This is a genomic window from Chryseobacterium ginsengisoli (assembly GCF_039542325.1).
GTDB lineage: Bacteria > Bacteroidota > Bacteroidia > Flavobacteriales > Weeksellaceae > Chryseobacterium > Chryseobacterium ginsengisoli.
Map to the genome: position 1 here is coordinate 867,400 of NZ_BAABHX010000001.1, position 13,237 is coordinate 880,636.

Annotated in this window: 13 protein-coding genes; all 13 read right to left on the reverse strand. The window is 29.9% G+C overall.

All coding sequences use genetic code 11. The annotated features are described in order from the left end of the window. Positions 1-10: 10 nt before the first annotated feature. From ABD940_RS04075 to ABD940_RS04130, 13 genes are read right to left on the reverse strand one after another with little or no spacing between them, the layout of a single operon-like run. Positions 11-1,147: an aminotransferase class I/II-fold pyridoxal phosphate-dependent enzyme gene (locus ABD940_RS04075; RefSeq protein WP_345200480.1), complete on the reverse strand. Its 1,137-nt coding sequence runs from the start codon at positions 1,145-1,147 to the stop codon at positions 11-13. 9 nt (positions 1,148-1,156) lie between these two features. Beyond that, positions 1,157-1,753, reverse strand: a complete 597-nt coding sequence (locus tag ABD940_RS04080; RefSeq protein ID WP_345200482.1) for an acetyltransferase — start codon at positions 1,751-1,753, stop codon at positions 1,157-1,159. A gap of 11 nt (positions 1,754-1,764) precedes the next feature. Beyond that, a complete protein-coding gene (locus ABD940_RS04085) occupies positions 1,765-2,367 on the reverse strand; it encodes a sugar transferase (RefSeq protein ID WP_345200483.1) in 603 nt (200 codons plus the stop codon). A 13-nt stretch (positions 2,368-2,380) separates the two neighbouring features. Further along, positions 2,381-3,595: a glycosyltransferase family 4 protein gene (locus tag ABD940_RS04090; protein ID WP_345200484.1), complete on the reverse strand. Its 1,215-nt coding sequence runs from the start codon at positions 3,593-3,595 to the stop codon at positions 2,381-2,383. Beyond that, on the reverse strand, positions 3,596-4,732 hold the full coding sequence (gene wecB, locus ABD940_RS04095) for a non-hydrolyzing UDP-N-acetylglucosamine 2-epimerase (RefSeq protein ID WP_345200485.1): 1,137 nt from the start codon (positions 4,730-4,732) through the stop codon (positions 3,596-3,598). A 3-nt stretch (positions 4,733-4,735) separates the two neighbouring features. Then, complete coding sequence (locus ABD940_RS04100; protein ID WP_345200487.1) at positions 4,736-6,406, reverse strand: glycosyl hydrolase family 28-related protein; 1,671 nt, start codon at positions 6,404-6,406, stop codon at positions 4,736-4,738. Next, a complete protein-coding gene (locus ABD940_RS04105; protein WP_345200488.1) occupies positions 6,403-7,521 on the reverse strand; it encodes a polysaccharide biosynthesis C-terminal domain-containing protein in 1,119 nt (372 codons plus the stop codon). Before ABD940_RS04105 ends, ABD940_RS04100 begins: the two co-directional genes overlap by 4 nt. A gap of 2 nt (positions 7,522-7,523) precedes the next feature. Further along, entirely contained in the window at positions 7,524-7,946 is a 423-nt protein-coding gene (locus tag ABD940_RS04110) for a WxcM-like domain-containing protein (protein ID WP_345200489.1), read from the reverse strand. A gap of 6 nt (positions 7,947-7,952) precedes the next feature. Then, the gene (locus ABD940_RS04115) at positions 7,953-8,987 is read right to left on the reverse strand and encodes a polysaccharide biosynthesis protein (RefSeq protein ID WP_345200490.1); all 1,035 of its coding nucleotides are present in this window, start codon (positions 8,985-8,987) and stop codon (positions 7,953-7,955) included. Between the two features lie 11 nt (positions 8,988-8,998). After that, a complete protein-coding gene (locus tag ABD940_RS04120; RefSeq protein WP_345200491.1) occupies positions 8,999-10,006 on the reverse strand; it encodes a glycosyltransferase in 1,008 nt (335 codons plus the stop codon). Beyond that, the gene (locus tag ABD940_RS04125; RefSeq protein WP_345200493.1) at positions 10,003-10,989 is read right to left on the reverse strand and encodes a glycosyltransferase family 4 protein; all 987 of its coding nucleotides are present in this window, start codon (positions 10,987-10,989) and stop codon (positions 10,003-10,005) included. Before ABD940_RS04125 ends, ABD940_RS04120 begins: the two co-directional genes overlap by 4 nt. Positions 10,990-10,991: 2 nt before the next feature. Then, positions 10,992-12,068 carry an EpsG family protein gene (locus ABD940_RS22885; RefSeq protein ID WP_425550350.1) on the reverse strand — a complete coding sequence of 359 codons (1,077 nt, stop codon included), beginning with the start codon at positions 12,066-12,068 and terminating at the stop codon, positions 10,992-10,994. A 55-nt stretch (positions 12,069-12,123) separates the two neighbouring features. After that, complete coding sequence (locus tag ABD940_RS04130) at positions 12,124-13,236, reverse strand: EpsG family protein (protein WP_345200494.1); 1,113 nt, start codon at positions 13,234-13,236, stop codon at positions 12,124-12,126. Between the last annotated feature and the right edge of the window lies 1 nt (position 13,237).

The following is a 13,237-nucleotide window of genomic DNA, read 5'->3' on the forward strand; positions in this document are numbered from 1 at the left end:
ATTCACCAAATTATTTCCCGAAAAAATCGTTAACTATTTTTGCAATTCTTGCTCTATCTTCATCTCTAAGGTTTGAACCTGAAGGAAGACACAACCCGTTATTGAATAATTTTTCAGAAGTTCCGCCTCCATAAAATGGTACATTTTCAAAAACCGGCTGTAAATGCATCGGCTTCCATAACGGTCTAGATTCAATATTATCTTCAAGGAAAGCCATTCTTAGCTCTTCACGAGTTTTTCCTGTTTCTTGTGGATTAACAACAATTGCAGAAAGCCAGTGATTGGAATAAAAATCTGTATTAGGCTCTGAAAATACAGTAACACCGTCGATATCTTTAAAAAGTTCTACATAAAAATCGTGCATGTGTCTTCTTGCTTCTACACGACTATCTAAAACTTCCATCTGACCTCTTCCGATTCCAGCAACGATATTACTCATCCTATAATTGAAACCAATGTGAGAATGCTGATAATGAGGTGCATTGTCTCTTGCCTGCGTAGAAAGAAAAACAGTTTGATCCTTATCTTCCTGTGTATGACAAACCAAAGCTCCACCTCCTGAAGTTGTAATAATTTTATTTCCGTTAAAACTTAAAATTCCAAAACGACCAAACGTTCCGCACATCTGACCTTTATATTTTGAACCTAAAGCTTCTGCTGCATCTTCAATAACATCGATCTCAAATTCGTTGGCAATAGACATAATCCCGTCCATCTTTGCTGGCATTCCGTAAAGATGCACTACAATAATTGCTTTTGGCTTTTTACCTTTTTGAATTCTCTCTCCGATCGTTTGTCTTAATCCTGCAGGACATATATTCCATGTTTCAGGTTCACTATCAACGAAAATGGGAGTTGCTCCACAATATGCTATTGGGTTTGCAGACGCAGAAAATGTCATCGATTGGCAGATTACCTCATCTCCATGTCCTACTCCACATTGAATCAGAGCCAAATGAAGAGCAGCTGTTCCCGCAGATAAAACTGCAACTTTTGCGTCTTCTCCCAAAAATTTTTCCAAATCTTCTTCAAAACCGTTTACATTTGGTCCTAAAGGTGCTACCCAATTCTCAGCAAAAGCTTCGTTGATATATTTTTGTTCGTTACCTCCCATGTGTGGTGAGGATAACCAGATTTTGTTATTCATTTATGTTATTTAAGAATTATTTATATTTTTTATTATTTTCCCTGGATTCCCAACAACGACCGAATAATCGGGAACATCTTTTAAAATAACAGCACCTGCACCAATTATACACCATTTTCCTATTTTAACATTTTGAATCAGAGTCGCTCCAATACCAATATGTGACCCTTCACCTATGTAAACATTACCAGCTAAAGCTACATTTGGTGATATGTGTACAAAATTTTCAATACAACATTCATGATCAATGGAAGAGTTTGTGTTAATAATACAATGTTCTCCAATAATACTACTTGAATTAATTGTAACTCCTCCCATCACTACAGTTCCTTTTCCAATCTTAACTGTTTTGGAAATTATGGATCTTGGATGAATAAGCTTTATTATTTTGTTGACCGCTTCTTCTGCAATTGTTTTTCTAATAGCATTGTCCCCTATTGTAATTACTAAAGCTTTTTTTTCATCACTTATTTTATGAATAACAGGAAAACCATAACACTCTGTTTTATTCATATCATGATCAATAAAGGCAGTTATTTCAATACCATTTTCAATAGCGATATCTGCTACAACCTTTCCGTGTCCACTTGCCCCAAATAAATACATAGCTGTTTTTTTTAATTTCCTTTAAAAGGTTCTGTCGTTGCATGACCGTCTGCAGATATACCTTCTTTTAAAAACACTTTTTTTACCGTTAAAAAAATAATTTTTAAATCTACAACAAATGATACATTATCAACATACCAAACATCAAAATCAAATTTCTGCTTCCAAGAAATCGCATTTCTTCCATTTACTTGCGCCCAACCGGTAATTCCTGGTTTTAGTTCGTGTCTTCTAGCTTGATGCTCATTATACATTGGTAAATATCGAACCAAAAGCGGTCGAGGTCCAATCACTGACATATCTCCCTTTATTACATTTAGCAACTGCGGAATTTCATCCAAAGAAGTATTTCTCACAAATATTCCAATAGGTGTTACTCTCTCGGCATCCGGCAATAGATTTCCACTGGAATCTTTTTTATCAGTCATTGTTTTAAACTTAATAATACTGAAAACTTTCCCATTTTTTCCAGGTCTTTTCTGGAAGAAAAAAGGTTTACCGTTATTTGTAAAATATAGTCCTATCGTTATAATAATAAATACTGGACTCAATACTAAAAAGCCTATTAACGCCAAACAAAAATCAATAATTCTTTTGAAAAAATTTTTATACACTTTGTGTTCTTATTTAGTTCAACGAATTTATTATTTTTTCATAAGATTTTTTGGTCTGAAATTCTTTTTCAAGAAAATTCCAGCCGTTCTGTCTCATCTGATCAAATTTTTGTGAGTCCATTTTACTAAATAGATCTAATGTTTCAATCATTTCATTAATATCACCTGAATAAACTGATGCGCCACAATTATTATTTACAATATCCAGCCCGATGTCCGTATTTTTATCCGTTGCGGCAATTACTGGCATTTTGTACTCAAGATATGAAAGCAGTCTTGAGGGATAATTCGGAATCGTAAAATCTTTATGTAAAAAGATTAAGCCTACATCACAAGTCTGAACCAAAAGATCATAATCATTTTTAGGTAAAACTGAAATCAGTAATACATTTTTTGGTTGAACAGTATCTGTCCAATTTTTTATTTTTCCATATTCTGTACCTGATCCTGCAATAATGAAAAATATTTTTCCGTCATTTTTTTTAGCATCTAATGTCTCAATCAGAAAATCTATCCCTTGTGGTTTTCCTAAATTCCCTCCGTATATATAGATTTTTTTATCTAAGGGAATATTATATTTTGCTTTAATACTATTTCTTTCTAAATCTGATAATTCCTTAAAGTCCTGTACTTCTATCGAATTAGCATTAATCTCAATTTTGTTTTTTGGAATAAAAGAATTGTGTTGTAAGACAAAATCAACATTTGCTTTAGACATACATCCAATTTTATCAGAAATATTGTATAATTCCTTTTCTTTGTTTCTGAAATATTTGTATAAAACACCTTTTTTAGAAATAAGTTTCATGTCTACTGCATTTTGCGGAAAAATATCCTTCAATAGCAAATAGGTTTTTGCATTGTCTCTATTTTTAATAAACTTAATAAGGTTTGTAAAAGTAATTGGAGGTGTAGAATAGATTATCAAATCAAATTTTACATCAGAGAAATATTTTTTTACAGCTCTTAAAAACAGCTTTTCTATTGATAATGTGGAAATTCCTTTTTCAATAAAATTGGTTTTTTGGATATTTAACGTTCTTACATTCAGAAACTTTGTATTACCTTCAGTTTTTATGCTTGTTTTTTGATTTTCACGTCTTTCTGAGGGTGATACAATATAAAGATGATAACCGTGACTAGAAAATTCACGCATCAAATCATGATATAACCCACGTTGGTTTAATGTATCTATTTTTACTAAAGTAAGAAACAGTATATTCATCATTTATCTTTTACTCCAGACAACTCTATTAATATAATCTGTATAACTTAGAATAATTCTTACCATTTTTTCAGAAACATTTGGCATAGAGTAATCCGAAACTGTTCTATAGTTTCTTTCTTTTCCAATTTTTTGTTGCTGAAGCTGGACTAATCCCTGTAAAATTCTTTCAGGTGATAAACCAACCATCATTACAGACGCCTCCTCCATTGCTTCCGGTCTTTCATGAGCATCTCTAATGTTTAATGCTCTAAAATTTAATATAGACGATTCTTCAGAAATTGTTCCTGAATCTGATAACACAGCATAACTTCTCATTTGCAAAGCATTATAATCATGAAAACCCAATGGTTTCAGGAATTGTATTTCAGGTCTTACAGTCACATTCTTTTTATCAATCATATTTCTTGTTCTTGGGTGTGTTGAAACTATGATTGGAAAACCAAACTTTTCGGCAATGGCATTAAGACTTTCAATTAATCCATTAAAATTTTTTTCAGAATTAATATTTTCTTCTCTGTGAGATGACACTACAAAATATTTCCCTTCTTCCAAATTAAGACGGCTCAAAACATCTGAACTTTCAATCTGAGGAAGATAGTGATTAAGAACCTCAAACATTGGAGAACCTGTTTTGATAATTCTGTCTGCAGGAAGTCCTTCTCTTAATAGATATTCTCTTGCAATATCAGAATACGTCAAATTAATATCTGATGTATGATCAACAATTTTTCTGTTCGTTTCCTCTGGAACTCTCTGATCAAAACATCTGTTTCCCGCTTCCATGTGGAAAATCGGAATCTGTCTTTTCTTTGCAGGAATTGCACAAAGACACGAATTGGTATCTCCCAACACTAAAAATGCATCGGGTTGTAATTCTTCCAAAAGAGGATCTATTTTAATTAAAATATTTCCAACAGTTTCTGTTGCTGTTTTTCCTGCAGCTTCTAAGAAATGATCTGGTTTACGAAGTCCTAAATCTTCAAAGAAAATCTGATTAAGTTCATAATCATAATTTTGTCCTGTATGAACGATGATATGTTCAACAGCTTCAGAAGCATCCAAAGCTGATAATACTCTTGATAGTCTAATGATTTCCGGTCGTGTTCCCACTACCGTCATTACTTTTAATTTTTTCATAATTTATTTGATTTCAAATACAGGAATTGCAGGAACCTGTAATGATGATTTTATAGTGAATAATGTAAAATTATCTGCCACAAAGATATCAGTATCTCCCAAAACATCTGTAGCAAGCGAAGCTTTAATTTTTAGTTTTTTACCATTTGTAGGGATAAATGCAGTAATAGTAGTAAAACCTATATTTGTACCATAAGTTCCAGACATATATGCTTGTTTATAAGTCTGTCCGTTATCCTCCGAAATTTCGAAAATAATTACTCCCAAAAAATCTGATACTTTAGGATTATTTACTATAAATGAAACTCCTGCAATTTTATCATTTGCATTAGTATCTATTGTTTCGGAAGTATTTCCAAATAGTCCTGATGATTTATTAACCCTTACAAAATTTAGTTTTGGATAAGGATTAAGAATATTGACGCTTCCTGATGTCTTTGCTTTAACAGATTTTATTCCACTAAAGTCTTTAAGTACTTTATAAGAACTTTCGTATTTCCCTGTCGGTGTTTTTAATGTTGTACCGTATAAAATAGCTCTGTCTGATAAAAACTGATTTAAAATATTGGAATCATTTTGTCTTACATCACATTCATCTATATACAAATTATAAGGATCATAATTATAAATCATCATTGACTTAATAATGTAAGGTTTATAATCTTTTATTCCGTCAAAATTATTGCCTTTTATAAAAATTTTGTTTTTTTCGCTTCCTGTGGTTTTGCCGGAATATTCCGAATAAGTTCCGTCACTTTTAATGAAAGCGGAGGATACCGAAACGCAGTCTGAAATAACACTTTCAAAATGATTTCCTTCAAAATTAACTGTGCAATGACTTATTTCAATATCAACAATATTAGAAGGTTTATTCCCATTTGCATATGGAATATTGCCTTCCATATTATTATTAATGATATTTACAGGATCTTTGGAAAATCCGCCTCGTATAACTCTGGAATTATCGTGACAGGAATTATTCTGAAAAGTAAATCCCCATGTTAAATTTCTTCCCCCTGCCGGTGAAACTTTGCCATCTTGTAAATCTGAAAAATAAACGCATTCATCATTCTGAGAAAAAGCATTTTGGAGAAATTGCACAAAGGCAACATTATATTGGTTTGCAGATTCGAATTTCACAGCGTAATTAAATCCTCTGAAATTACATCTTTCTACAATAAATGGCCATGTAGGACCTGTAAATTCCGACTGAAATTTTATGCCGATTGTATTTCCCTGAGTTCTGCCGTCTTTTGCAAGAAACTGGATATTTGAAATCCTTACAGGATCTGCTACCGTTTTTTCAAAAATTATTCCTGCTGAATTTTTAGGAATTATTAAAGTACATCCAATGAAAGGTTCATCATTAGCAAAATTTTTATTCTGTTTTGCCCATCCTTCTTCTCTTAGTAACGCACCGGTTCCTACCAGTTGAATTCCTCCTTTTCTAAAAACCAATGGTTTATCCAACAAATACTTTCCGTCTGGAATTACAATTGTTTTTATAGAATTCTTCTCGGCAAAATCAATTGTTTTCTGAAGATTATCAGAATCTGAAGTCTTACCGTCACCAATGCTTCCAAATTTTTTAATGGATAAAAAATTATTTGATAAATTCTGAGCATTATGAGTAGAAAAAATCATAAAGATCAGACAAAAGAATAGTTTTTTCATATCTCTACAAAATAAGTATCCGAATCTTCAGGATTAAAAGGCTCATTGATCCAGAAAATTGTATATAATTCTTCTTCATCAATGTTTTTAATATTATGCGTATACCAAATCGGCATATCTACATAAGCAGGTTCGTTCCCATCCAGATAAAAGTCTAAAACTTCATCTGTATCTATTTTTCTTAATTGTATAAGCGCTTTACCTTTTATAACAGCAAATCTTTCGATCTTTCTTGTATGGAAGTGATTTCCTCTTGTAATTCCGGGAACCGTTGTTGAAAAAGAACATTGTCCGCCAATTCCTAAACGAATAACCTCTACAAATGCACCTCTTGGATCTGTATGTTGTGTAAACTTTACAGGATAATGATTTTTAATATCAAAATAACAACGGAATGTATTGAAAAGATTCAGATCAAATTTACTTTCCAAAACAGGAATTTCACCATTGTCAAAATATAATTTTTTATAATTTTCAAGCTTTGTTAATACTTCCGAAACTTTATTTACAGAAGTGTGAGGAACTTCATACAGCTCATTCGTTTCAGCAATATCAATCTGATTAATGATTTCCTGAACAAGTTCTCCGACATAGATCAGCTTTACTTCACCATCATTATCGATAACAGGATTTTCGCCATGGGTAAGCTTATGACAGAATGTTGCGATAAAGGAGTTGTAATTCGGCTTTCCAAACGGACCGAAAACATTAGGAATAACCATTCCTGTAAATGTTCCTCCATTTTTTTTTGCCCAATCTGCAAATAATTCTCTTCCTTCTTTTTTGGATTTTCCGTATAAATTATCTTTTTCCTCCTGAGACGAAGATGAGAAAAGAATATGTGCTTTTGATTTTGTTCTTTCTAAAGAATCCGTCAGTTTTTTTACCAGTTCAATATTATTATTGAAAATCACCTCCTGATCAGAATGACGATTCATTGCTGCAAGATGAACTATAACATCACATTGTTTAACAAAGTCATCAAGTTTTTCAGAAGATTCAAAAAAATCTTTTTCAAAAGATATTCTTTCAAATTTTTCTGGCTGTAAACTTAGTGTATTATATAAATGAGAGCCAACAAAACCGTTTTGCCCGGTAATTCCAATTTTTTTCATTATTATATTTTTTTAAAGTAATCCTGAGGAAAACGATATTCATCATTTATTTCCCCTAAAGCATGATCTACCATTACCAAAAGTTTCGAGTTTTCTTCTTTTGCCTGAATTGCACTTACATAACCTTTCGGCATATGAAGAATATCCAGCTTATCAGAAACAAGTTTAAATTCTAATATTTCAAAAATATTTAAAGGATTCTCCCAATCGTTAATCTTAATTAATCTGATAATAAAACTTCCCTGAACAGCAGAAAACCAACGTTGTTCAATCTTATGACCTGTCCAACCACGAACAAAATCTATCTCATTGTTTTCAATAGTATAAATTCTTTTGATTGCAGAAGCATTAAAATTATTATTAAAAGATAGTTTTCCTCTTTCATCAGAATGTTTTCTCCCTTCAATAATTTCTGGCAGATCCATAAAATACTAGTCTGGATATTGCATTAGATCTTCTCCTAAAACTTCTTTTCTTATCAAGGGAAGTTTTAGAAGCAATTTTTTCATGCCTTCAACATCTTCTTGTTTTGTATTGTGCGAATGATAATCTTCTATTTTCGAAACTTTCTCTTCTCCTTTAGAAAAATATTGAGCATAATTTAAATCTCTATTATCTGCAGGAATTCTATAAAAATCTCCCATATCTTCGGCTTTTATCATTTCTTCGCGTGTACAAAGAGTTTCATAGAGTTTTTCACCGTGTCTTGTTCCGATAACTTTTATTGGATTATCTGCTTTTAACATTTCTTTTAAAGCTTGTGCCAAATCTCCTATTGTTCCTGCCGGAGCTTTATTTACAAATAAATCGCCTGCATTTCCGTGTTCAAATGCAAATAAGACTAAATCTACAGCTTCTTCCAAAGACATTAAAAACCTTGTCATATTAGGATCTGTAATTGTCATTTCTTCACCACTTTTTATTTGTTTTACAAACAATGGAATTACTGATCCCCTTGATGCCATTACATTTCCGTATCTTGTAAGACAAACTACTGTATTTTCAAGATTTCTGGATGCAGCTACAGCTACTTTTTCCATCATAGCCTTAGAAATTCCCATTGCATTGATAGGATACGCAGCTTTATCGGTACTTAAACAAATTACTTTTTTTACATTATTTGCAGCAGCTGCGTCGATTACGTTTTGTGTCCCTTCAACATTAGTTTTGACAGCTTGCATAGGAAAAAATTCGCATGAAGGCACTTGCTTTAATGCCGCTGCATGAAATACATAATCTACTCCTCTCATTGCAGGTTCAATACTTTTATAATCTCTTACATCTCCGATATAGAATTTCAATTTTTCACTTTTAAATTGATTTCTCATATCATCCTGCTTTTTCTCGTCACGGGAAAAGATGCGAATTTCTTTGAAATGATCTGTATTGATGAATTTTCTTAAAACAGCTGTTCCGAATGAACCTGTTCCACCTGTAATAAGGAGAGTTTTATTTTTTATTTCCATTATTTATATTTTTAAGATAGATGCGAAATTAAATTATTAATTTCATTATCAACTTTTGATTCTGAACTGTTTGCATTTTTTTGCAAAGATAATGATAATGCATCAGTTATAGAATTAATATCTAAAGGGTCGAATACAAGACTGGGTTTGCACACTGCATAAGTATACGGTAAATCTGAAGCAATAATCTTACAATTGTTTTCTATAGCTTCCACAATTCCTAATCCAAAGCTTTCTGTAAGTGATGGGAAGATATGATATTCTGATTCTGCGTATAGCTTTTGCAAATTTTCTCTTTCAACAAAACCTATGTTTTCAATGGGATATCCTTCTTTTTGTTTAGCATTAATTATATTTAATATCTCTGTTGCTTCAGAAGGAATTGTCAAAATAAGTTTACCTTTTTTATGTAAATTATAAAACTTTATAAATCCTTCAATTAATCTTCCATGATTTTTGTGTACCGTTACATTGCTTACATAAATATATTGATGTTCTTTTTTTGGCACATCAATATATGAATCAAATGGAGGATAAAACGGCAATGTTAAAATGCTATTTTCAGAAATTTTATATTTTCTTGAAAGTTTCTCTTTAACCAAGTCAGTCTGAACTATCCAATAATCGGTATTTTTTTTCAAATTATTCAAAATACGGGTTTTGATATAGTATATTTTTTTATTAATAAAAGACATTTCTTTTGGCAGATCAAGAAAAAGTAACTGATGAAAGTAAGTATAAACTTTGGCAGATGTTCTGATATTGGGAGGTAAATTCCCGAAACATAATATGCTGGAAAAATTATCTTTATTTTCTTTATAAAAACTTCGTCTCTTCAACAATGAAGATTGAAGATAAACTAGCTTGTTAGTCGGTTTTATTGTTAATCCTTCGTTTTTTATCCTTATATCCAAAAGATAAAAAATCTCCTTATCGGTTTTTTCCAATTCGGTAATCAGATAGTCCAAGAGAACTTTCCCACCACTGTTATTTATATATATTGCATCAATAAGAATCATTTTTCTGCCAGCATTTTTTGATATAATTCGATGTATTGTTGTACTACTAATTCAGGAGTATATTTTTTTACATTTTCATGCCCTTTTGAGATTAATTGTTTTCTCAAATTATTATCGGACATAATTTTTATTATTGAATTTCGAATATCTTCGGTTCTATATGGATCCACAAGAAATGCACCATCTCCTGCAACGTTATTCATTGGTGAAAGATCAGAAGTAATTACAATACAATTTCGCGCTTGTGCTTCTAATATTGGTAAACCAAATCCTTCATATGTCGAAGGAAAACATAATATATCATTTTCATCATATAATTTTTTCAGCTCATTATCAGAAATATTAATATAATTTGTATAGTGCTGATTATTTTTTTCTAAAATAGATAATTGGTTTTGATCTAATTTTCCTACAATAGAAATACTAACATCAAGACATTTACAAGCCTGTAAAACTCTTTCAATATTTTTATTTGATCTGGTTCCTACAATAAGAATTCTCGTATCATTCAAATTTTCCTTGAAATTTAAAGGCAAAACATCAATAGTAATACAATTAGGAATTACGTGAATTTTATGTGCAATAGAAGGCAATAATTTAATAATTTCATGTTTAGTTTTTTCAGAAATTACGGTAATATATTTTAGTTTTTTTAAAGGCAAATACACCCAAAACAAATAATATATAATTTTTTTTATTCCTGTATATTGATATAAACCTGAAAGATCATGAACAGTTAATAATGTTTTTTTGGGATCTAATACTAATGAAACCCAATGTATATCCCCAGTAATATGATTGATCTCTCCTTGATTTTTTTTAAAATATCCAAGTGCTTTAAAAATTTTTGAAAGAGAATAAGGATTGATAAATGTTTTATGTAAAATTTTTTTCCTATCCAATTCTTCCTTTATAACTGAAAAAAGTTTTTCTATACTTATTTGGTATTCTGCCGGATTTCTTTCAAAAAAATGGATATTCATAATTATAGAGTAAAAAATATGGTTTTATATGGTATAAATAATTGTGGATAACTCATAATATATTTGGCTCCTAACAACAGGAAAAATAAAACCAGTCCAAAAACATAAATATATTTTTTTTCTTTAATGAACATGGATATAAGCCATCCATAAAATAATGCTTCAAAAATATTAAAATAAATGCTAATTCTAGATATAATAAATGTGAAATTAAAAGATAGTATAATATAAGCAAAGAGCGAGAAAAACAATATATTCAAGATATATTGTAGTATATTATTTTCTACAAATTTATTCAACTTGTCCTTATATATAAATAATAAAACTATTGGCAAAACTCGTCTAAAAATTCCACAAGAATAGGTTTTTAAATTTATGCTTTCATTTCCTAACATAGACAAATAACTAGAAAATCTTTGAGAAAATGATTCAGGCAAAATTAAAATTGTTTTTCCAATAATAAATGAGTTCAATCCACTAATTTGTGCTATTCCAGCAAATATAATTAGGTAAAGCCAGTATTTATATCTGATATTGTGAGTGAACAATATAAAGATTAAACAGACTATAATAGTTCTATGAAAAAAAGCAGCTAATACAATACATACAATAAACCACAATTTTTTCTTTTCCAAAAAATATATAGTTGCAAAAAACATAATAGATATAGCCATTAATTGTCTTGTACTCCCCATCAATCCAACAATAAAACAAAAAAAGATAAATAAGAACAATATGGGTTCTTGTATGACTTTTTTTACTGAAAAGAAATATAATAAAAATATTATACCGTAATACACCGAATTAAAAATGTAAAATGTAAAATGTAAATAATCTCTGCAAAATAATACTAAAAGATTATATCCCAATTCAAATCTATCTGTTCGAATATGGTCTATTTGAAGTCCATTAAAATTATTATAATAATTATAAAAATCCGTTCCACTTTCCCATCTGAAGCTTTCTAAAAACCACCAACATACTAAACCTATAATGAAAATTATTGTTCTATTTGTAAATAATAATTTGTTACTAACAAAAGCAAGGTTTAGCAAAAGGAATACAAATAATAGTATCATTTGTTACTTTACTTATGGTTTAAAAAAATTAGTTTTATAATAATATTACTTATCATTAATAAATAAATCTACGATAATTTACATTATAAAATATTCCTTTATACGGATCAAAAAGATCTTTATAAGCTCCTATTGATTGATTAAAATCTATTAATGCAATAATAACTAATGGAATTAATAATATCATTCTTTTTTTCCTATCTTCCACTAATAAAAGAATAAACCCTATTAAAATAGGTTCCATTGCATTAAAATATAAACTTCCCCTACTAATCATTACCAACAAAGACCTACTGAAAATAAAATAAAAAAGTATTCCAAGAAAATATCCATTAAATATAAAATTATACTGAGGTATTTTTTCCTGTAATTTATCTCTTGTAATATAAAATAAAAATAAAAAGAGTAATCTTTTTAAAAGACCAAATATGGACAATACTGCAGTTTCATTTTCAGCAGCCTTTACATACATTTCAGCTTTTTTACTTACATCCTGACTAATACCGCCCGCAAATCCAAATATATATATCGGAATAGATGAATAACCTATTGCAATTGAAGCTAATACTAGCGTTAGAAGTAAATATCCTTTAAATTCACGATTAATGAAAAAGAAAAAGATAAATATCAAAGATGTTGCATGAAAGAAATATCCTATAAATATTAGTAGAAAATAATAGATATATTGCTTTTTGTATAAAAATGTTAATGCATATAATCCTAAACCTAGTGCCAACAATTGCCTATTAGTTCCAAGATTACCCATAAATAGACAATAAAATACAAGTAAAGTGATAAAGAAATATTTAGAAAAAAAATCTAAAGCTTTAAAAATCAACAAGTAAAAAATCAATGCATTTGTAAAAAGAAATATTGAATATCCATAAACATATTTATAAAAAAAATGGGCGAAAAAATCATATCCAAGTTCCAGTTGATTATTATAACCTATCCATCTCTGTTCATTTCTGAAATTTTCGTAATGGTTGAGATAAGGAATCCAGTCAGTTCCGGTTTCCCATCTAAGACCCATTTGCATAACCAGCATTACAAAACTCAAAAACTTTAAAGTATTCAGAATAACACCTGAACCTTTAACGTCTTTAAGATTTATTTCTACAGCAGAAAAAAATATTAAGAAAAATATTGTAAAAAAATAAATCTCCATA